A 20,327-nucleotide genomic window follows, 5' to 3' on the forward strand; every position below is an offset into this window, starting at 1 on the left:
CGGCTCAGCCGGTTTTCTGATCGTTTTCGCGGCGGCGTTCGGTGACGAAGCCGGGAATCAGCGTCATGCTGATGTAGTCCATGTAGTCCTCGAACTCGGGGCCGGCCGGGATGGTCTCGGGGGCGTCGCGCCGCATCTGCAGGGTCCCGAGGTAGACCGAATAGGCGAGCACCGCACGCTGCCGCGCCTCCACCGGCCCGAGCCCCATCGCCGAGTAACAGTCCATCATGAAGCCGATGCGTCGATTATTGACCCGCTTGATCACCGGACCCACCAGGGGATCATTGGCGCCGGCGGCAAAAGCCAGGTAAAGCTGACCGGCCCGTTTGCTGCCATCGGCGTTGCGGAAGAGTCGGTGAATCCGGTTGCGCGGGTCCTGCTCCCGCTCCGCGCGGGCGATCACATCTTCCGTCTGCTGGCGCTCCCAGCGCTTGAGAGCGGCATCAAGCAACGCGCCACGGTTGGCGAAGTGCCAGTAGAAACTCCCCTTCGTCACGCCGAGCGCGCGTGCGATCCGCTCCACGGCAACGGCTTCAACGCCATTTTCGGCAACAGCGTCCAACGCCGCGTCGGCCCAGTCGTCGGCGGTCAGCGATCGGCGGTGATTCGATTTGCTCATGGCTGCTTTCTACACCATACGTTTGCGTATGGCAACTGCCGTCAGGGCGGTCAGCGCACAACGCCGCCCTCCCGGCCGGAGGGAGATGGCAGCCGCCCTCGCGAAACCAGCGCATCAGGCTTCACCCGCCAGTCGCGCTGACGGATCGTCTCTTCGACCCACAGCGGCAGGAAGATCACGAGATCGTACAACTGGATCAGCAACGAACTCACGAATGCCGCCAGGCTGGCAAGCAGTCTGCAAAGCAGCATCGCAACCTGCAATGCGAGGGCGACCGAATACCCTCCAGTAATCCGGCCATGCCGCACTAGCCCTCTGACCGGTAACACTGAGAACACCAGCGCACAAGGCAACAGGATGACCAGCGCCGCCTGAACGCCGGGCGCCATCACCGGCCCGAGCGGGGTGTCCATGGGGGCTGGCGGGATGCCTCCGTGATAGAGCGTGAGTAACGCGAACGCCGTAGTCAGGGCGACCAGACCCGCGAAACCCGACCAGAACAGCCACCGCCGTGTGTCCGTATCCTGACCGGAGAGTCCGGGCAGCAAGCGCGTGACCCGAGAACTCTCCAGCAAGAGCATCCCGAGCAGGCCGACGGCCCCGAGCAGCAAAATCGCGGTCGAGACGCCAAGCCCGGGCAGGCCCGCAGCAGGAGCGGTGGTGCCAAGTAGACTGTTCAGGGGCTCGGCAAGGAGTTGGCCAAGCACCAGGAACCCGAGCCCTGCCAACGCGAGCCACGCGACAGAGAGGGTGAACCGCCAGAGCGACTGGCCCGCCAGCACGTCGATCCGGACCTGATGCTCATCCCGGAGCGCCTCGTAAGCATTGACGCGCTGGAGAGCGTCTTCTGCCCTCTGGCGCAGACGCTCCACCCTGGCCGTCAGCTCTTCGACCGCACCGCGAACCCGGCGCCAGTACGGCATGGTCCGGTGCAGGACAAGATAGCGACGCCGCGTCGCGCGGCGATAAGCATCGAGCAGATCGGCGCGCTGGGTTTCGAGGCCGTCACGCAGATCTTCCAGAGTCTTCTTGACGGTTGGATCCACGGCGCCGAAGTCCGGCCCCAGGTGTTCCACGAGTCTGGGCCAGCCCGGAAGATCCGGCGGTGGGGCCCCGCTGGTCCGGTAGTCCTGCTCCAGCCGGCCCAGGTGCGCCCGGAGCTGCTGTTCCAGCTCCGGAATTCCCTTGAGCTCCCGTTCCAGGTCTTCGCCTAAGCGCTCCAGGTTCCAGTCGGCCGCATTCCGGGCCTGCTCCTGCGCCTGGGCCAGCAGAACGGAGCGCGTCCACGCGCGCACATGGTGTTCCGCGTGCACGCAGTACCGCGCAAGCAGACGAAGCAGTCTGCGGGCGCCGGTGAACACCAGCCGGATCAGCCGATGCACCGGCGTGCGCGCCAGGTAGCCCGCCACCAGGACCACCAGCGCCCAGATCAGCGCGTTCAGCGCCGGAACGGGCGTCAGGGAGAGAACTTCCGGCTCAAGCATCCTGCCTCCTGTGCATGTCTGTTTCGCGGTCGCCGGCAGAGTCCCTGGCGTATTCTTCCCGAGAATGCACGAAGCACTCCCCTGCCGACCGCGTTTGCCGTCACAATTATGCGGGGGGACGCGTGTAAATCGCAAAACAGCGAGTCACGCCCCTGTCACACGATGACGCTACGGTGACGCCGGTAAACGGCAAGCCCATTTCACGACACGGGATCTCCATGGACTCCATCGACCTGAAGCATCCGGATCTCTACATCAACCGGCAGATGAGTATGCTGGAGTTCAACGCGCGGGTCCTGGCGCAGGCGCGGGCGACGGACGTACCCCTGCTGGAGCGCCTGCGCTTCCTGTGCATCGTCAGCACCAACCTGGACGAGTTCTTCGAGATCCGCGTGGCCGGCCTCAAACAGGCCGAGGAACTGGGGTCTACCCAGGCCGGTGCCGACAATCGCATGCCCCAGGAGGTCCTGCGCGACATCAGTGCGCGCGCCCACGAGCTTGTCGACGAGCAGTACGAAATCCTCAACCATGAGCTGATCCCCTCCCTGGCTCGGGAAGGGATCCGCTTCATCCGGCGCGACGATTGGAGCCCTGGGCAGCGCGCCTGGGTGCAGCAGTATTTCGAGCAGTCGCTGTTGCCGGTGCTCAGCCCCCTGGGGCTCGACCCGGCGCACCCGTTTCCGCGCATTCTCAACAAGAGCCTGAACTTCATCGTGGAACTGGAGGGCAAGGACGCATTCGGCCGCAACAGCGGCATGGCCGTTGTCCAGGCGCCGCGCTCCCTGCCCCGGCTGATTCCCGTGCCGGCTGAAGCGGCGGGCGGCCCCAATGAGTGGGTGTTTCTGTCATCGATGATTCACGCCCACGTACACCAGCTTTTCCCCGGCATGACCGTCCGCGGCTGTTTCCAGTTCCGGGTTACCCGCAACAGCGATCTCTACGTGGATGAAGAGGAAGTGGATGACCTTCTTGTCGCCATGGAAGGCGAGCTGCAGTCGCGCCGTTACGGTGATGCGGTGCGCCTGGAGGTGGCTGCAAACTGCCCCGACCACATGCGCCGTTTCCTGCTCGAGGAGTTCGAGCTGACCGCCGATGACCTCTACCCCGTTGACGGCCCCGTGAACCTGAACCGGCTCATGGCCATCTGTGACGGGGTTGATCGCCCGGATCTGACGTTCCCGGCCTTCACTCCGGCGGTGCCGCCGGAAGTGACCCACAGCACGAGCCTGTTCAAACTGCTGCGCAAGCAGGATCTCCTGCTCCACCACCCCTTCCAGTCGTTCGCCCCGGTGGTGGATTTCGTGCGGCAGGCTTCCCGGGATCCCGCCGTGCTCGCGATCAAGCAGACCCTCTACCGGACGGGCCCGGATTCTGCCATTGTCGACGCCCTGGTCGCCGCCGCCCGTGCCGGCAAGGAGGTCACGGTCATCATCGAGCTGCGGGCGCGGTTCGACGAGGAAGCGAACATCCGTCTCGCCAACATGCTCCAGGACGCCGGCGCGCACGTGGTCTACGGGGTGGTCGGCCACAAGACCCATGCCAAGATGGTGCTCGTGGTGCGACGCGAGAACGGCAAGTTGCGCAATTACGTCCACCTGGGCACGGGCAACTACCACTCACGGACCGCCCGTCTCTACACCGATTACGGGCTGCTCACATCCGACCCGGTCATCGGGGAGGATGTCCACCGCATCTTTCTGCAACTCACCAGCCTCGGCAAGGTCGCCCGGCTGGAGAAGCTGCTGGAGTCACCATTCACCCTGTTCGACACACTGCTGCAAGCCATCGAGCGGGAGGCGGACCACGCGCGCGCCGAGCGCGGCGGGCGCATCATCTTCAAGGCCAACTCGCTGGTGGAGCCGCGGACCGTGCAGGCGCTCTATTCGGCCTCCATGGCCGGCGTGGAGATCGACCTGATCATCCGTGGGATGTGCGCACTGCGACCGGGCGTAGCCGGCGTCTCGGAGACCATTCGCGTGCGCTCGATCGTCGGCCGCTTCCTGGAGCACACGCGGGTGTTCTACTTCGCCAACGGCGGTGAGCCCATTCTGTACGCCTCCAGCGCCGACTGCATGGAGCGCAACTTCTTCCGCCGCGTGGAAACGGCGTTTCCCATCGAACCCCCGACTCTGCAGCAACAGGTGCTCAGCGATCTGGAAGACTACCTGCGGGACAACACCCAGGCGTGGCTATTGCAGCCAGACGGCACGTACCGCCGGGCCCGTCCCGCCGATGGCGAGGAACCGTTCAGTTCCCAGCAGGCGCTGCTTGTGCGCCTCAGCGGACACGGAGCACCAATCCAAGACGTTTGAGCGCGGCGGACTCTTCGGCAAGGTCTGCCCGGGTAAGCGGATGCGCATCCAGCCACCCGGCAGGAAACTGCAGATCCAGCCGGTTATCGCGGACCCGCAGCGTTGCGGACGGAATCGGTTCGTCAAGACGGCTGCGGTGGAGCACGGCCGCCAGCCGCAGCAGAGGGGTCAGCCGCTCGACGCGCAGCCGGCGGTTGTCCGGCACGGCGTCCAGCGCCTTGCGCGAGATCTTGCGGCGGTGGCAGCGGATGAGCGCCGCGAGCACGGTTTGATCCTGGCTGGAGAAGCCACTCAGATCGCTGTGGCGCGCCAGGTACTCCCCGTGCCGGTGGTAGCTTCCGTGGGCAATGTCGAGGCCGATTTCATGCGTCTCTGCGGCCCACCTCAACCAGAGCGCCGCCTCGTCATCGAGGCTCCAGGAGCGCCGCACCTGCTGGAACAGGTGATGGGCGGTTTCGGCAACGCGGCGGGCCTGGTCGGTATCCACGTGATAGCGGGCCATCATGGCGGCGACGGCCTGGTCACGGACGTCGCGGGACGCCATGCGTCCCAGCAGGTCGTGCAGTACGCCCTCGCGCATGGCTCCGTCGGACGCCACCATGCGCTGGATGCCCAGCCCCTGGAACACGCCAAGCAGCACCATGACCCCACCCGCGAAGACCGGGCGGCGGTCGGCGTCGAGTCCCGGGAGCTGCAGGTTTGATACCCGCCCCGCCCGGATCAGACATTCCCGCAACCGTAACAGACCGTTCAGTGTGATTACGTCCGGGGACAGATCGAGCCCTTTGAGCACCGTCTGCACCGCGCGGACCGAACCGGACGCGCCCACCGCCTGCTCCCAATGAGCAGTGTGGTATCGACGTGCCACCGGCTCCAGTTCCTGCGCCACCCGCAGGGCGGCCCGATCCAGTGTCCGCTGTGTGTACCGCCCCTTAGGGAAACTCTGGCGTTCGAGCCGCACACAGCCCATTTCCAGACTGTCCATGTACAGGGGGGTCATTCCCTCGCCGACGATGAGTTCAGTGCTGCCGCCGCCGATATCCACCACCAGCCGTCGCTGGCCGTCAGCGCCGAGGCTGTGGGCAACGCCCAGGTAGATCAGTCGCGCCTCCTCGACGCCCGAGACCACCTCCACCGCATGGCCCAGCGCGGCCTCCGCAGCCCCCTGAAATCCCTGGGCGTCGCGCATGATCCGCAGCGTGTTGGTACCGACCACGCGCACGCAGCCCCGGGGCAGCCCACGCAGGCGCTGACCGAAACGGTCCAGTGCCTCCAGTGCCCGTTCGCGTACGGCCGGATCGAGGCGCCCCCGGGCGTCGACGCCTTCGCCGAGCCGCACCATGGTCTTGATGCGATCGACAACCCGTAGCTCGCCGTGCTGGAGCCGGGCCACCACCATGTGGAAGCTGTTGGAGCCGAGATCCACCGCGGCAACGGTGCGGCCGTTGTCCGGCGCCGTCATTCCCGCGGCCGCATGCTGACACCCGCGCGCAGGAACAACTCCAGCTGTCCACGCCCGGCGTGGATTCCGCCCTGGAACGCCAGCATGGCCACGGATGCCTTGCCGAAACGGGCCGGCCCCCACGCGGTCCCGGTGAGTCCGATGCCAAGAAGAAGGTTCATTTGCGGTTCATGCCCGACCAGGGCCGTCAGCGGTGCGTCCCGGAGCCCCGCAAGCCAGTCGTAAACGGATGACGGATCACCGTGAGGCACGAGCCCGGTTGCGACCTCCCGATGCCCGGGCTGCAGATGCCTTGCGAGGATGTCGGCGGTCTGGATCGCGCGCAGGTAGTCACTGCTGAACATGCGATCCACCTCTCCAACCACGGCGGCCAGGTCGGTCCCAACGGCCTCCACGCGGCGCCGCCCCCGGTCTGTCAGTGCCCGCTCGGAGTCCCGTTGCCCCGGGCCCGCATCCTCGGCAATGCCGTGCCGCATCAGTAACACGCGCTGCATGGAGAACCGCCTCCCGACCGGCGAAAACCGCAGTTTGACATAGCTGAAACGTTGGCAGAACCGTAACTCCGCGCCATTTCGAGAGTTTAAACTTGAGACGAAGCGCCCGGACGCGGATAATGCGCGCACCGTCGACCCATGCAACCGGGTCGGCCCGTCAGTTGTTCACCCTCTGACCAACATGCGCAGCGCCGTCGGAGCCGATGGCGCTCTACTCTGTTAGCGACCCACGGACGTACCCGACGTGATCGAAAATCTTCGCAACATCGCCATTATTGCCCACGTTGACCACGGCAAGACCACTCTGGTGGATCGCCTGCTGCAACAGTCGGGCACTCTGGATGCCCGCGCCCCTCAGACGGAGCGCGTGATGGACTCCAACGATCTGGAGCGCGAGCGCGGCATCACCATTCTCTCCAAGAACACCGCAATTCTCTGGAACGGCTACCGCATCAACATCGTGGATACCCCCGGCCACGCCGATTTCGGCGGCGAGGTGGAGCGGGTGCTGTCCATGGTCGATTCGGTCCTGCTGCTGGTGGACGCCGTGGACGGCCCCATGCCGCAAACGCGTTTCGTGTTACAGAAGGCGTTGGAGCAGGGCCTGAACCCGATCGTGGTGATCAACAAGATCGACCGCCCCGGCGCCCGCCCGGACTGGGTACTGGACCAAACCTTCGATCTCTTCGACCGCCTCGGCGCCACCGACGAGCAGCTCGACTTCCAGGTGGTTTACGCATCGGCGCTGAACGGCTTCGCCAGTGACGATTCCGAAGTGCGCGAAGGGGACATGACGCCGCTGTTCCAGATGATCGTCGATGCGGTGAACCCGCCGAAGGTCGACCCGGAAGGCCCGCTGCAGCTGCAGGTCACGTCGCTGGACTACAGCTCCTACGTCGGCGTCATCGGTGTGGGCCGGATCACCCGCGGGCGCGTACGCACCAACACCCAGGTGCAGGTCATCGACCGTCACGGCAAGACCCGCTCGGCACGGGTGCTGCAGGTGCTGAACTACCTCGGACTGGAACGCACCGAGGTGGAAGAAGCCAGCGCCGGCGACATCATCGCCTTCACGGGCGTGGACAACCTGCACATCTCGGACACCATCTGCGATCCGAACAACGTCGAGGCGCTGCCCGCACTCACGGTGGACGAACCCACCGTGAGCATGACCTTCGTGGTCAATAACTCGCCCTTTGCCGGGCGTGAGGGCAAGTACGTGACCTCACGCCAGATCCGCGAACGGCTGGAGCGGGAGCTGCTCCATAACGTGGCCCTGCGCGTCGACGAGACCGACGACCCGGAGAAGTTCCGCGTCTCCGGCCGCGGCGAGCTGCACCTGGGCGTGCTGATCGAGAACATGCGCCGGGAAGGCTACGAGCTTGGCGTCTCCCGCCCCGAGGTCATCGTTCGCGAAGTGGACGGTGTCAAGCAGGAGCCCTATGAGCAACTGACCGTGGACGTTCCCGATGACTGCCAGGGTGCGGTCATGGAGAAGCTCGGTGAGCGCGGCGGCGAGATGCACAACATGGCACCGGACGGCAAGGGTCGGGTGCGCATGGACTACATCATCCCGGCGCGCGGCCTGATCGGTTTCCGCACCGAGTTCCTGACGGCCACGTCCGGGGATGGCCTCATGTACCACGTGTTCGACCAGTACGGCACGTACCGCGGTGGCGATCTCGGCCAGCGCATGAACGGCGTGCTGATCTCCAATGGTGCCGGCAAGGCCCTTGCTTTCGCGCTGTTCACGCTGCAGAACCGCGGCAAACTGTTCATCGGTCACGGTGACGACGTTTACGAAGGCATGGTCATCGGCATTCACGCGCGTGATAACGATCTGGTGGTCAATCCGCTGAAGGCGAAGCAGCTCACCAACGTGCGGGCCGCCGGCACCGACGAGAACCTGGTGCTGACGCCGCCGATCCGGATGACCCTGGAACAGGCGCTGGAGTTCATCGACGACGATGAGCTTGTAGAGGTCACTCCGCAGGCCATCCGCGTGCGCAAGAAGCTGCTGCTGGAGAACGACCGCAAACGGGCGAGCCGGGCAGCGGCGAACGCCTGACAACCCCTCCGCCGACCCTGGTGAGCGTTGCACGTGGGCGGAACCGGAGCCGGGGTGGCCGGCATGGGCGACTCACGGAGCTCCGGTCCGGAGGCCGCCCGGCCCGAAGGGTGGCGGCAGGGACGCCGCCATCGGTTTACAGCACAGGGATGTGCTGTAAACCGACCAGGCCGGAGGAACGGAAACTTCGCCTCCCGGAGGGAGGTGAAGTTAGGCGGAGTGCCGGAGCCCATGCCGGCTACCCTGGCTTCGCCCCCACCTCTGACTCACTGGGTCACTACCCCCACTCCCGCTGGTGCTCCCTCAGCGACCGCCGATGAATGCGCCAGTCGGGCATCATCCGGTCCATCTGCGCGTAGAAACGCGGGCCATGGTTGAATTCGAGCAGGTGCGCCAGCTCGTGCACCAGCACGTAGTCGATGCACGCCAGTGGTGCGCGGATCAGCCACAGGTTGAGATTGATACCGCCTCGGCTGGAACAGCTCCCCCAGCGACTGCGCATGGCGCGGATCCGCAGCCCCGGCATACGGGACGGGGGCAGCCCTACCGCGGGAAACCACTCCGCGAGGCGCTCGGCGAACACCGTCCGGGCCCGGGCGCGATACCATTCCCTGAGCGCATGCTCCACGCGCGCCGGATCGTGCGGGTCACCGACCCGCAGCCACAACAGGTCGCCCTGACGAACAGCGCGGCGCGATTTGCCGTGACGGACCCGCAGTGTCAGCGCGTCGCCCAGATAGGGGTGACGTGCGCCATCATCGTAGCGCGGTGCGGGAGGTGCCTCTGGTAGACCGTTGAGAGTGTCACGCAGCCACGCTTCCCGGCCGCGGGCGAAGTCCAGGGCCTGGCGCCGAGGGGTGCCCTTCGGCACCCGAATCTCGACTCGACCGTCCGGGAAGACATAGAGACCCAGGGTACGCCGGCGGGTCTCCCGCACCTGCACCGGGTGTTCCCGGCCGTCCAGCAGCAGGTGCTCCGTCTGGTCCGTCATCCGCTTACTCCCTGCTGCCGAACTCGAAGCGGTAGATCAAGTCGATGGCGTTCTCCAGGCTGCTCACGGCCTCGAGAAACAGATTGGTGGCAAGCTGATAACGCAGGGTCAGGGTGTTCACCGGCGTAAACACGCCGACACCATAGCCCAAGTACAGGTTCGGGTTGATGTAGCCGCCCATTACCACCTGTGTGTCCTCCCCCTCGCCTTCAGTATCAATGGCGAAATCCTCGATGCCCAGTCCTTCCGCCACTGCCGTGGCATAGCCGCCGCCTCCGGCTACCCCGAGGGCAATGGCAGCCCGCGCCATCATGTCCTCGCCGCCCGGCCCGCTCTCTCCTGCCGGGCGGCCGAGAATGATGTAGGAGAGCACATCCTCCTCCGCCATAGCGGGTTCGGAGAACAGGCTCACCCTGGGCTCCTCGGGATTACCTTCGAGCCGTAAACCGGCGGTGACGTCGTCACGCTCGATCCGGCGCACGGCTTCCACGTAGATCTGCGGGCGGTCCAGCGGGCCCGCGAACAGCAACTGCCCCTCACGGATCTGCAGGCGCTGCCCGTACGCCCGGTAACGGCCATCCACGATACGGATTTCGCCGTTGCCCTGGGGCACACTGCCGCCGCTCTGCTGCAACCGCAGGTCGCCGACCAGGCGTCCGGTAATGCCGTACCCGGAGAGTTCCACGCGGTTGCCGAGGGTAAGCTGGATATCGGTCTGCAGATCGAGTCCGCCGGGCGCTTCCAGCGCCTCCTCATCATCGTCCGGCAGTTCGCCGTCCTCGGGCATGTCGTCGATGATGACCACATCCCCGCTCAGCCGTACGGCGGATTCCGGAAGCTCCGCCAGAGTGATGTCACCCCTGGGCACGTCCAGGCTACCCGACAGGCGCAGCACACCCTCGCCGAACTGCACCTGCAGGTCGGGGTCGACGCGCAGGTCGGCCACGGGTTCGTAGACGACCTGCAGACCAGCGCCTTCAAGGTTGACGGTGGCAACCGGTTCCCCGGACCAGTCCGCTTCCCCCGAGACCGTCGCCGAGCCGCCGCCGCTGCGGAACCCGCCGTCGAGCGTGGCGTTGTGGCCGTCCACGTCGAGGCGCAGGCCGATATCGGTGAGCGAAACCCCAACCGCCAGGGGTTCCAGACGCCCGTCCTCGAGCTCGATGGTGCCGTGGTAGCGCGGATCCATCACCTCCCCAGCCAGCTCACCGGACGCGCTCAGGGTACCGCGCAGGGTCCGCATTTCCGGGAAAAACGGCTCCAGCACATCGAGCCGCACCGAGGCGACTTCCACGTTGCCCTCCAGCGGACCAAACGGGGTATCACCATCCAATACGGTGGTGTGCGCATCCATGCGCAGGCTGCCCAGCGCCTCGGAGAGCAGTTCCAGTTCAACACCGAGGGACTCGCGATCCAGGTCCACGTTCAGGGCGAGCCGCTCGTAATCCAGGGTCAGTTCCACCTCGTCGGCGTCGGCGTCTTCGTCGGTCAACCGTACGGCACCGCCGTCGACCCCCGACACCAGACGCACCTGCGGCAGCGGACCATCACCCCAGCTGGCCTCGACATCGGCGGACAGCGCGCCGGCCAGCTCCACCTGGGGCGGCAGCCAGGGTTGCAGCCAGTTCAGTTCGAAGCCCGAGAGCACGACGCGGGCGTCGCCGGTAGCGCCCGCCTCGATGGTCTCGGGCGCGCACAGGCTCGCCTGGTCGTGACGCCAGCAGTGCGCGCCAATGCCGGCACGTCCGGCCACCGGGTCGATCTCAAGCGGTGTAGCGCGGTCAAGACGCCAGCCCTGCCCGGCGAGATGGATGTCGCCGCTGGCCAGCAGACCATCCCAGTGGAAGGCGTCATTGAGACCGCCCTCGACCCGCAGCGCCGTGGCGACCCGCTCGGCATCCACGTCGAACTCCAGCACATGGTCGGCCCGATCACCGGCCAGGTTCAGGTCAAGTCTGTCGACGGTTTCGTACTCGGAGCTCACGTCGGTGAGCACCAGGCTGAGTTCACTGTTACGCTCCCCCAGAGCATCGATTCTGGCCCGCAGGGCCAACGCACCGACACGGCCCAGGTCGCCGTAAGCCAGCCCGGCGCCATCGAGGTCCGCGCGGATATCCGGCGCATCAAGGGTGCCGCGGGCGGCAAAAGTGCCGTGCAGCTCGCCGGCCAGGTCGGGCATGAACGCACCCAGTTCGCCGACATCCACCCGCCCTTCCACATCCAGCGACTCGTCACCGACTGTACCGGCGACGGCCAGACGGCTCTCGCCGCTGCGCAGCAGCACATCATCGAGGGTCCAGTCACCGGCCATCGGGCGATGCACCCGTCCGTCAAGACGCACGTCATGGCCTTCCACCCGGCCGCGCAGGGCATCAACGGTGGCATCCAGCTCCAGATCACCATCCACGAATCGGCCATGGGTGGCGACAAGGCCCGTCAGGTCCGCGGGGGCCTGGGCCACGAGGGTGTCGGCGTCGATGCCGTCCAGTGTCGCGGTCACATCCCAGACGATCTCCGGGTGCCAGGAGACCCGTCCGGTGACATCCAGCGAGCCGCCGAGCAGATCCCCCTGCAGGCGCTCCAGCTCCAGGTGCTGCAGATCCCCTCGCCCGGCGAGCTGCCACTCGCCTTCCGGAATATCGGCGCCATCGATGCCGCTACCGAGCTCGATGAGGTAGTCGGTGAGGTCGCCAACGATGCGCAGGCGGCCGTCGCGCGCCGCCACCAGCTCCCCTGTCTCCAGGGGCCACTGGAGCTGGTCCCAGCTGCCCTCGATACGCAGCGGCAGGTCGTCCTGTCCGGCAGCCACCGTGCCCTCCAGGTGGATCGCCGCCCGACCGCGCGTGTCTACGCTGAAATCCAGGTCGCTGACGCTGTTCCACAACTGCGCCCGCAGCTCCAGGTCCCCGATCTCCGGCAGATCCTGTGCCTGGAGCCGGATGTCCAGGTCCACCGGCCAGTCATCCATGAACGAGAGACTGCCGTTGACGGCCAGTCGGCCCTGCTCGTGGCGTGCCTCCAGGTGAGTCAGGACCAGGTCGGCACCCCGCAATCCGCCGGCAAGACTGAGACGATCCAGCAGGACGGTTTCCTCCCCCTGGACCACGCGCAGCTCATGTACGCGGAAGTCATCCACGACCACATCCAGCGGCAGCCGAACGTCCGGCAGCTCCAGCGCCTCCCAGCCCGTCTCGAAAATGCTGCCGGGATCGTCCCCTTCATCCGGCGCGGCCGCCGCCGGCTCGTCGGCGCCCTGTTCGATCTCCGCGAGTATCGTCTCCCAGTTGAACTGTTTGAGATGGAGGATCGAGCCCGACAGCGCGCCGCCAAGGCGCAGGTCGTTCCAGCGCACCCGGTGTCCATCCACTCGGGCGTCCACACGCTGGACACGCACGTCGGGAAACGCGATGGTGACGGGAACGGAAAAGGTCTGGCCCTGCGCTTCATCGTCCGCTGGCCCGGGCTCCGCATCCTCGGCGGCGGCCGCAAGGGCGTCAGTGTCCACGCTGACGTCAATGCCGCGCGCCAGGGCAAAATCCACACAGACGCGAGCCTGGAGCAGACAGAGGTGGTCCCAACGCAGCTCCACCTCGGCCACTGAGACGTCCACCCCTTCGTCCTGCCAGCGCAGTGAGCGCACTTCCAGCCCGTTCCAGAGATTGCCTCCGGTAATCTCCAGCTGCAGGCGCTCCTCCTCGGCCATGGCCCGTTCCGCCAGCCACTGCGCACCACTGGTGGTTGTGATCAGCCACAGCAGGATTACGGCCAGCGTGATCAGGATGATGTAGATGACCCTTGACACGCTGCCGAGTGCGAGCGCCAGCCAGCGCAACACCTGTTTCAGCCTCTCCAGCACGGCGTTCATATCTCCGGCCCCATGGAGAAGTGCAGGCGGAACGGGGTGCCCGGCTCGCTGATGCCCCAGGCCAGATCGAGCCGGATCTGGCCGACCGGCGATGCCCAGCGAACGCCGAACCCGGCGCCTTCCCGGAAGTCCTCGTCGAAATCACTGAAGGCATTACCAACATCGTAGAACGTGGCGAGGGTCCAGCGATCGTAGAAGCGGTACCCGTACTCCACGCTGCCCACGAGCAGGTAGCGGCCGCCAATGAGTTCGCCGTCCTCGTTCCTTGGGGCCAGGGACTGATACCGGTAACCGCGCACGGTCTGGTCGCCACCGGTGAAGAATCGCAGCGACGGGGGCGTCCGGCTGAAGCTCTCGGAAACGACGGCACCGGCATCGCCACGGGCGATCAGCCGGTGGCGTCCGTAGGTACGCAGCCATTTGCTCCCGAGCCTGACCCGGGACAGATGGATGTCGGAGCCCAGCTCCGGATGCGTGGCCTCCACGGACGCAAACTGGCGATCACCCCAGGTGGGGTCCATTCCGCCGCGGCTGCGAGTGCGCGTCAGACTCATACCGGGCAGGGTAAGCGTGGTCTCGCCGCGCTCGCTGGCCTGCACGAATTTCTCCCGTTCCCAGCGCAGGAACAGTGTCTGTGTCCAGCCCCGGGTGAGTGTGCGCTGCCGCTGGATGGCCGCAGTCAGCTTCTCCGTTTCCGTATCCTCGATCTCTTCGCGCTGCCAGCCGCCCTGGAACTGGAGCCGATGATCGAGCGGCGGCGTCAGCGGGATGCTGTAGGTGCTGCTGATGGACTGCCGCACCTCCGATACCTCCGCTTCCGAGGACAGGCTGTGCCCATCCGCATTCACCCACGGCTTTCGCCAATTGAGCCTGATTCGCGGCCCGACGTCGGTGGCATAGCCCACACCAACGCCCACACGATTCGGCCGGTTCATACGCACGTCGGCACGCACGGGCACCCGCCGGTCTTCGCCGCGGTCCTGATTGGTGCGCACGCGCACGTCACGGAAATAGTCGCTATTCAGCAGATTGCGGTTGAATGCCGCGATGCCGTCCGAGTGGTAGTAGTCGTCCCGGTCGAACGGCACCAGACGCTCCAACAGGTCATCCGAGAGCGCATTGTCGGAATATTCCACGTCGCCGAACCGGTACCTCTCGCCGGAGTGGTAGTGAATGATGATCTCGGCACGTTGATCGCGGATGCTTACGTTGATGCGTGACTGGAGAAACCGGCCGTCGAAGTACCCCCGGCTGAGCGACAGGTTTTCGATGCCCCGCTTGGTGGATTCGTACCGGCCATGGTGGAGCGTGTCGCCCTCGCGCACCGGCATGCGCTCCAGCAGACGCTGGAAGGCGTCATCCGACTCCGCATCGCCTTCGATGCGGACGTCTACCGAATCGATGATGATGGCCGGGCCCGGGTCCACATGCACCACGATCTTGCGGCCACCGTTGTCCCGCGGCGTCTCGACGCGCACGTCGCCTTCATAGTGTCCGAGCGCCTGCAGCGCCTCCGTGGCGCGCTGGTTTACCCGGCCGGCAAAGCGGCGCACCACCAGTGGATCGTTACTCGCCGGCTGCCCCACGTGGTTGCGGACGTTGTCCCGCAGATCACCCTCTACCCCGTGAATCTCGACCGTTACTTCCGCCCAGGCAGGGAGGGCTAGGACACACAACAGCACCGCGATCAAGCATGCGCTGACGCGCGTCATGCTTACCGACAGTCTCGTGGGTGGACTCTCCGCCATCCTGGGGTGCTCACAACTGCAGAGGTGGCTCATCGAGCAGTGCGGCCTGCTCACGCAGCGTCAGGATCTGCTCCTCCCAGTAACGCTCGCTGGCGAACCACGGAAACGCCGGAGGGAACGCAGGGTCATTCCAGCGCTTTGCCAGCCAGAACGAGAAATGGACCATGCGCAGCGTACGCAGCGCCTCCACGAGGTGGAGTTCGCGCGGGTCCAGGGTTGCGAAATCCTCGTAGCCCTCCAGAATCTCGTCCAGCTGACGGGTCATTTCGGCGCGATCCCCGGACAGGAGCATCCAGAGATCCTGAATGGCCGGCCCGTTCATGGCATCGTCGAGATCGACGAAGTGGGGCCCGTCATCCGTCCACAGGATGTTCCCGGGGTGGCAGTCGCCGTGCAGCCGGATCCGGGCGTAGTCACCCGCCCGTTCGAACGCGGCATCGACCCGCTCCAGCACGTCCGCCGCAAGGCTGGTATACGCAGACTCAAGACTAGGGGGCAACAGACCATGCCCGGTGATGTAGGCCACCGGGTCATGACCCATGCGGGTGGTTGTCAGCGTCGGCCGCGCCTGGAAGGCATGCATGCCGCCGACCATGTGCAACCGCCCCATGAAGCGACCGATCCACCGCCGGGCCTCGAGGTTGTCGAGGTCCGGCAACCGGCCACCCTGCCTGGGAAACAGGGCAAACCGGAACCCCTGGTAGTAGTGCAGCGTCGTGCCGTTGAATGTCAGTGGTGCCACTACGGGAATCTCGCGTTCGTTCAGTTCGATGGTGAACGCATGCTCCTCGAGAATGGCGGCGTCGCTCCAGCGGCCCTCGCGGTAGAACTTCCCGACCACGGGCTGCCCGTTCTCCAGACCGATCTGATAAACCCGGTTCTCGTAGCTGTTCAACGCCAGGAGGCGTCCGTCCGTTTCCAGACCAAGACTGTCCACGGCATCGAGCACGACCTCCGGGCCCAGGTTCGCGTAGGGCGTTTCACTGGCGACTTGCTGCATCCGATCCTTCCGACGTCAGGGTGGCAATGGACGTTATGGCACTTTCCAGAGTTGAGACAGGCTTTGCGGCTGGGAGTGCCGTGTCCTATGCGCTGTCAGTGGCGCTGGCCGCGATGGCATCCACGACCCGCCGTGCCGCCCCCCATCGATCGGTGGCGTGCAGAGCTTCCAGGCTTTTGGCCGGAGTCGCGCCGGGCTGCAATGTCGACAGGCGTGCGAGCGTCTGGGGATCCACCTCCGCCCCGAGGCCGTCCAGCACCCCGGGGATGGCATCCAGCTCATTGCACAGCATGATCAGATCGCAGCCGGCATCCACGGCCGACTCCGCCCGCTCGGGATAGTCCCCGACGCTGGCAGCCCCCTCCATGCCGAGGTCATCGCCAACCACGACACCCTCGAACCCCAATTCCTGCCGCAAGATGTTCTGGATCCACTGACGCGAGAAGCTCGCCGGCTGATTGTCCATGTCACTGTAGACCACGTGCGCCGTCATGATCGCATCCAGCCCGCGCCCGTCGACGAGGCGCTCGAACGGCACCAGGTCTTCGCCGCGCAGGGCGAGCACCGGGCGATCGTCCACCGGCAGGTCCAGGTGGGAGTCCGCACTCACCCCGCCATGCCCCGGGAAATGCTTGCCGGTGGCCGCCATGCCGGCAGCACGCATGCCCGCGGTCCAGTTGAGGGCGAGCTCGGCCACAACATCCGGGTCGGAGTGCAGGGCACGATCACCGATGACCGTGCTGAACTCCCGGTCGAGATCGAGTACCGGAGCGAAACTGAGATCAACCCCGGCAGTGCGCAGCTCGGCGGCCATGAGCCAGGCCATCTCCCGTGCCCACTCCAGCGCCGTCCCGGGATTCTGGTCGTAACGGGCCCCGATCAGTCGTGCTGGTGGTAGCACGGTGCAGGGCTCACGGAAGCGCTGTACCCTGCCACCCTCCTGATCCACGGCAACAATCGGAGTGAATTGGCCCTGGCGATGAATATCGGCCGTCAAGGCGCAGAGTTGCTCCCAACTCTCGAAGTTGCGCGTAAACAGGATCACCCCGACCACCCTTGGGTGCGCCAGCAGCTCACGCTCCGCGGCGGTCAGCTCAACACCGTGGACGCCGATCATCAAACCGCCCGGTGTCATGTCACCTCCCGGATGCCGTAGTGGGAAAAAGGCCGGGGTCCGGCGCGTCAGGCACATCCTCTGCCGTACCGAGCCACACCGGGGCGCCGGCAGGAACAGCATCAAAAAGATCAAGCATGTCACTGTTTTTCATGCGAATACACCCCCTGGAGCCCGGCGCCCCCAGGGTGACTGCATCCGGCGTGCCGTGGAAGTAGATATAACGGCGCATGGTGTCCACGCGGCCGAACCGGTTACGACCCGGCTCCCGCCCGCAAAGCCAGAGGATCCGCGTCAGAATCCAGTCCCGGCCGGGTTGGGACGCATACAGGGATGGGGTGCAGACCTCTCCCGTCCAGCGGCGCCCGCGGAACACGCCACCCTCGGGCACGCCGTCGCCGATCCGTGCCCGTATCACGTGCCAGCCCCGTGGCGTACGGAAAGAGCCGTCCTCCTCTCCTGCGCCGTTCAGGGCGGTGGAGACCGGGTAACGTCTCTGGATCTCCTCTCCCTCCAGCAGTTCGGCCTCCTGCCGGTCCAGATGGACACGCATCCAGCGCCGCGCCGGTGCCGTCATGACCACTCCCGGTAAGGGTGGCGGACGAGACTCACATTGTAGTATCGAGGATCGTCGGACACTTCGTCTCCAAGCCAGGCGGGGCGTTCGAACGGTTCATCCTCGTGGCCGAGCTCGATTTCCGCAACAACGAGCCCGGCATTATCACCGAAGAACTCGTCGATTTCCCAGAGATGGCTGCCGTGGTGCACGAAGTGTCGGGTTTTCTCGATCAGGGGCCCGTTACACAGGGTGTCGAGCATCTCCCGCGCTTCATCCAGCGGAATAGTGTACTCGTACTCCTGGCGCTGGATGCCGAGCGTGGCGCCCTTGATGTTCAGCCACGCCTGATCGTCACTCGCGCGCACACGCACGGAGGCCCGTTCCGTCCCCGCCAGGTAGCCCTGGCGGACCACCAGGGAGGCGTGCGCCTCCGCCCGCCACTGTTCGCCTTGAATCAGAAACTTGCGCTCGATTTCCGCCGCCACGCCGATCCTCCCGTGTTTGCTTGCAGCGCCAGGGTACTCCCCTGTTCACAGCCGCATGGTAACGTATCCGCCACGCTCAACGACGCGCGAGGCTCGCAGACCAAACGAGGAGACAGGTGCATGACCGCCGAAGAACTTCAGGCCTTGCTACACGACCAGATTCCCATCAGTGCCGCCATGGGCATTCGCGTTGTATCCCTGGATCCGCAGGCCATTATGCTGACCGCCCCCCTGGCCGCCAATCACAACCACGCCAACACCCAGTTCGCCGGCAGTCAGCACGCCCTGGCAAGCCTCGCTGGCTGGGCACTGCTCAGGGTTTGGGCGGAAACGGCGCAGTGGGAAGCGGAGCTGGTCCTGGGCAAGGCGGAAATCCGCTACCTGCGCCCGGCGGCAGGTGACATGGCCGTGCAGGCACAGCTCACGGACGGGCAGCTCCAAGAACTGGACGCGGCGCGGCTGGATAACGGCACCGCGCGTCTGCAGCTGGGCATGGAAATCCGCACGGAGGACGGCGTTTGTGCCCGTTTCGAGGGGCAGTATGTTGCGCGGGGCAAGCGTCCCTGACACGCCCCGAACAGCGGGCGGCGGTCACACAGTCACCGGTAAAGGCTGCTAGAATCCCGGGTTTTTGGCAACGCAGAGGACTGCTCAATGAAACGTCTGGTGATGCTCCGGCATGGACAGAGCGTATGGAATCTGGAGAACCGGTTCACGGGCTGGTACGACGTGGACCTCAGCGACCAGGGCCGCGATGAGGCCCGCGCCGCAGGCGAGCTGCTGCGTGCCCACGGGTACCGCTTTGACATCGCGTACACCTCCGTGCTGAAACGGGCCATCCGCACGCTCTGGATCGCGCTGGACGAGCTGGACGCCATGTGGATCCCCGTTATCAAGGACTGGCGCCTGAACGAGCGGCATTACGGTGCGCTGACCGGCCTCAACAAGGCGGAGACCGCCGAGAAGTACGGCGACGAGCAGGTGCACGTCTGGCGCAGAAGCTATGCCACCCCGCCCCCCGCCCTGAGCGATGACGACGAGCGCCATCCGCGCTTCGATCCCCGCTATGCAGGGCTGCCCGCTGATCGGCTGCCGGCGACAGAGTCCCTGGAAACCACCCTGCAGCGGGTGCTGCCCTACTGGGAATCGGATATCGCGCCGACATTGCGCAACAGCGGCACCGTGCTGATCGCCGCCCACGGAAACAGTCTGCGCGCGCTGATCAAGCACCTGCAGGGCATCAGCGACGAGGAGATCACCGGCGTCGAAGTGCCCACCGGTCAGCCACTGGTCTTCGAGCTGGACGACCAGCTCCAGGTGCAGGACGAGTACTATCTGCGTGACCGGGCCGTTCCCGGCGCGTAACGAGACGCCAGGAGGGGATGCGCGCAATGAGCGACAACCAGCCCGTTACCGTCATCACCGGGGCTAATCGTGGACTAGGCTTCGAGACCGCCCGGCAGCTCGGGCGGCTCGGCCACACGGTTGTGCTGACCAGCCGCGACGGTATCAAGGGCAAGGCCGCCGTGGACAAGCTCCAGAGCGAAGGGCTCACGGTGGTCTACCATCCCCTCGACGTGGAACGGGAAGAGAGCCGGCTGCGGCTGCTCCGGTTTCTCGACGAGCGTTACCAGCGACTGGATGTGCTCATCAACAACGCCGGCGTCATGCCTGACGGCCCCACCGATGCGCCGGGCGCCACCAGCGTCTTCGACACCGAGATTGCGCAGGTGCGCCAGAGCATGGAAACCAACCTGTATGGGCCGTTACGCCTGTGTCAGCTGGCCGTGCCGCTCATGCGCCGGCACGACTACGGCCGTATCGTGAACGTCTCCACTGGCCTGGCGCAGATCTCCGAAATGAAAGGCGAGTTTACTGCCTACCGGCTGGCAAAGACTGCCCTGAACGCCCTCACCCGCATCGTTGCGGCAGAGGTGCGTAACGAGAACATCCTGTGCAATGCGGCGAGCCCGGGCTGGGTCAAGACGCGCATGGGTGGCCCCAACGCCCCCCGCTCGGCTGCGGAAGGCGTGCGGGGCATCGTCTGGCTGGCCACCGTGAGCGACGACGGCCCCAGGGGTGGCTTCTACCAGGACCGGATGGCCATTCCCTGGTAATCCGCCAGC

Annotated in this window: 16 protein-coding genes; 5 read left to right on the top strand and 11 right to left on the bottom strand. The window is 65.9% G+C overall.

Annotation, left to right across the window (positions count from 1 at the left end):
* Nucleotides 1-4: 4 nt before the first annotated feature.
* Together ACNSTU_RS02935 and ACNSTU_RS02940 are read right to left on the bottom strand one after the other, a co-directional pair.
* Entirely contained in the window at nucleotides 5-619 is a 615-nt protein-coding gene (locus ACNSTU_RS02935; RefSeq protein ID WP_418212064.1) for a TetR/AcrR family transcriptional regulator, read from the bottom strand.
* Nucleotides 620-669: 50 nt separating this feature from the next.
* Nucleotides 670-2,103, bottom strand: coding sequence for a hypothetical protein (locus tag ACNSTU_RS02940; protein ID WP_290637593.1), 1,434 nt, complete (start codon nucleotides 2,101-2,103; stop codon nucleotides 670-672).
* 218 nt (nucleotides 2,104-2,321) lie between these two features.
* Between ACNSTU_RS02940 and ppk1 the strand changes: the two genes are divergently transcribed.
* Nucleotides 2,322-4,415, top strand: coding sequence for a polyphosphate kinase 1 (ppk1, locus tag ACNSTU_RS02945; protein ID WP_290637591.1), 2,094 nt, complete (start codon nucleotides 2,322-2,324; stop codon nucleotides 4,413-4,415).
* Here ppk1 and ACNSTU_RS02950 read toward each other — a convergent pair.
* Both ACNSTU_RS02950 and ACNSTU_RS02955 read right to left on the bottom strand, forming a co-directional pair.
* Nucleotides 4,381-5,877 carry an exopolyphosphatase gene (locus ACNSTU_RS02950; RefSeq protein WP_418212065.1) on the bottom strand — a complete coding sequence of 499 codons (1,497 nt, stop codon included), beginning with the start codon at nucleotides 5,875-5,877 and terminating at the stop codon, nucleotides 4,381-4,383. The genes ppk1 and ACNSTU_RS02950 overlap by 35 nt on opposite strands.
* Nucleotides 5,874-6,371, bottom strand: coding sequence for a SixA phosphatase family protein (locus ACNSTU_RS02955; RefSeq protein ID WP_418212066.1), 498 nt, complete (start codon nucleotides 6,369-6,371; stop codon nucleotides 5,874-5,876). The genes ACNSTU_RS02950 and ACNSTU_RS02955 overlap by 4 nt, the downstream gene beginning before the upstream one ends.
* 244 nt (nucleotides 6,372-6,615) lie before the next feature.
* Between ACNSTU_RS02955 and typA the strand changes: the two genes are divergently transcribed.
* Nucleotides 6,616-8,439: a translational GTPase TypA gene (gene typA / locus ACNSTU_RS02960; protein WP_418212067.1), complete on the top strand. Its 1,824-nt coding sequence runs from the start codon at nucleotides 6,616-6,618 to the stop codon at nucleotides 8,437-8,439.
* A 277-nt stretch (nucleotides 8,440-8,716) separates the two neighbouring features.
* On the opposite strand, the gene ACNSTU_RS02965 is transcribed toward typA, so the two are convergent.
* The 7 genes from ACNSTU_RS02965 to ACNSTU_RS02995 all read right to left on the bottom strand — a co-directional run bounded on the left by ACNSTU_RS02965 (nucleotide 8,717) and on the right by ACNSTU_RS02995 (nucleotide 18,201).
* Nucleotides 8,717-9,430: a M48 family metallopeptidase gene (locus ACNSTU_RS02965; protein ID WP_418212068.1), complete on the bottom strand. Its 714-nt coding sequence runs from the start codon at nucleotides 9,428-9,430 to the stop codon at nucleotides 8,717-8,719.
* Nucleotides 9,431-9,434: 4 nt separating this feature from the next.
* Nucleotides 9,435-13,286: a translocation/assembly module TamB domain-containing protein gene (locus ACNSTU_RS02970; RefSeq protein ID WP_418212069.1), complete on the bottom strand. Its 3,852-nt coding sequence runs from the start codon at nucleotides 13,284-13,286 to the stop codon at nucleotides 9,435-9,437.
* A 5-nt stretch (nucleotides 13,287-13,291) separates the two neighbouring features.
* On the bottom strand, nucleotides 13,292-15,007 hold the full coding sequence (locus ACNSTU_RS02975; RefSeq protein ID WP_290635940.1) for an autotransporter assembly complex protein TamA: 1,716 nt from the start codon (nucleotides 15,005-15,007) through the stop codon (nucleotides 13,292-13,294).
* A gap of 46 nt (nucleotides 15,008-15,053) precedes the next feature.
* Nucleotides 15,054-16,043 (bottom strand): serine/threonine protein kinase, encoded by a 990-nt coding sequence (locus tag ACNSTU_RS02980; RefSeq protein WP_290635942.1) that lies wholly within the window; start codon nucleotides 16,041-16,043, stop codon nucleotides 15,054-15,056.
* 85 nt (nucleotides 16,044-16,128) lie between these two features.
* On the bottom strand, nucleotides 16,129-17,178 hold the full coding sequence (gene nagZ / locus ACNSTU_RS02985; protein ID WP_418212070.1) for a beta-N-acetylhexosaminidase: 1,050 nt from the start codon (nucleotides 17,176-17,178) through the stop codon (nucleotides 16,129-16,131).
* A gap of 1 nt (nucleotide 17,179) precedes the next feature.
* Nucleotides 17,180-17,734 (bottom strand): L,D-transpeptidase, encoded by a 555-nt coding sequence (locus ACNSTU_RS02990; RefSeq protein ID WP_290631870.1) that lies wholly within the window; start codon nucleotides 17,732-17,734, stop codon nucleotides 17,180-17,182.
* Nucleotides 17,731-18,201, bottom strand: coding sequence for a CYTH domain-containing protein (locus ACNSTU_RS02995; RefSeq protein WP_290631868.1), 471 nt, complete (start codon nucleotides 18,199-18,201; stop codon nucleotides 17,731-17,733). The genes ACNSTU_RS02990 and ACNSTU_RS02995 overlap by 4 nt, the downstream gene beginning before the upstream one ends.
* Before the next feature lie 120 nt (nucleotides 18,202-18,321).
* On the opposite strand from ACNSTU_RS02995, the gene ACNSTU_RS03000 reads away from it, so the two are divergent.
* The 3 genes from ACNSTU_RS03000 to ACNSTU_RS03010 all read left to right on the top strand — a co-directional run bounded on the left by ACNSTU_RS03000 (nucleotide 18,322) and on the right by ACNSTU_RS03010 (nucleotide 20,318).
* Complete coding sequence (locus ACNSTU_RS03000) at nucleotides 18,322-18,768, top strand: YiiD C-terminal domain-containing protein (RefSeq protein ID WP_290637664.1); 447 nt, start codon at nucleotides 18,322-18,324, stop codon at nucleotides 18,766-18,768.
* Nucleotides 18,769-18,855: 87 nt separating this feature from the next.
* Nucleotides 18,856-19,566 (top strand): 2,3-diphosphoglycerate-dependent phosphoglycerate mutase, encoded by a 711-nt coding sequence (gene gpmA, locus ACNSTU_RS03005; protein ID WP_290631864.1) that lies wholly within the window; start codon nucleotides 18,856-18,858, stop codon nucleotides 19,564-19,566.
* Nucleotides 19,567-19,592: 26 nt separating this feature from the next.
* A complete protein-coding gene (locus tag ACNSTU_RS03010) occupies nucleotides 19,593-20,318 on the top strand; it encodes an SDR family oxidoreductase (protein WP_290637665.1) in 726 nt (241 codons plus the stop codon).
* Nucleotides 20,319-20,327 lie beyond the last annotated feature (9 nt).

It is taken from the genome of Aquisalimonas sp. APHAB1-3 (assembly GCF_048323695.1).
Classification (GTDB): Bacteria; Pseudomonadota; Gammaproteobacteria; order Nitrococcales; family Aquisalimonadaceae; genus Aquisalimonas.

Excerpts from the sequence above, each read along its gene's own strand:
- gpmA (WP_290631864.1), top strand. The coding sequence starts at position 18,856 with ATGAAACGTCTGGTGATGCTCCGGCATGGACAGAGCGTATGGAATCTG.
- ACNSTU_RS02950 (WP_418212065.1), bottom strand. The coding sequence starts at position 5,877 with ATGACGGCGCCGGACAACGGCCGCACCGTTGCCGCGGTGGATCTCGGC.
- ACNSTU_RS02965 (WP_418212068.1), bottom strand. The coding sequence starts at position 9,430 with ATGACGGACCAGACGGAGCACCTGCTGCTGGACGGCCGGGAACACCCG.
- ACNSTU_RS03010 (WP_290637665.1), top strand. The coding sequence starts at position 19,593 with ATGAGCGACAACCAGCCCGTTACCGTCATCACCGGGGCTAATCGTGGA.
- ACNSTU_RS02940 (WP_290637593.1), bottom strand. The coding sequence starts at position 2,103 with ATGCTTGAGCCGGAAGTTCTCTCCCTGACGCCCGTTCCGGCGCTGAAC.
- nagZ (WP_418212070.1), bottom strand. The coding sequence starts at position 17,178 with ATGACACCGGGCGGTTTGATGATCGGCGTCCACGGTGTTGAGCTGACC.
- ACNSTU_RS03000 (WP_290637664.1), top strand. The coding sequence starts at position 18,322 with ATGACCGCCGAAGAACTTCAGGCCTTGCTACACGACCAGATTCCCATC.
- ACNSTU_RS02990 (WP_290631870.1), bottom strand. The coding sequence starts at position 17,734 with ATGACGGCACCGGCGCGGCGCTGGATGCGTGTCCATCTGGACCGGCAG.
- ACNSTU_RS02975 (WP_290635940.1), bottom strand. The coding sequence starts at position 15,007 with ATGACGCGCGTCAGCGCATGCTTGATCGCGGTGCTGTTGTGTGTCCTA.
- ACNSTU_RS02980 (WP_290635942.1), bottom strand. The coding sequence starts at position 16,043 with ATGCAGCAAGTCGCCAGTGAAACGCCCTACGCGAACCTGGGCCCGGAG.
- ACNSTU_RS02935 (WP_418212064.1), bottom strand. The coding sequence starts at position 619 with ATGAGCAAATCGAATCACCGCCGATCGCTGACCGCCGACGACTGGGCC.
- ACNSTU_RS02955 (WP_418212066.1), bottom strand. The coding sequence starts at position 6,371 with ATGCAGCGCGTGTTACTGATGCGGCACGGCATTGCCGAGGATGCGGGC.
- ppk1 (WP_290637591.1), top strand. The coding sequence starts at position 2,322 with ATGGACTCCATCGACCTGAAGCATCCGGATCTCTACATCAACCGGCAG.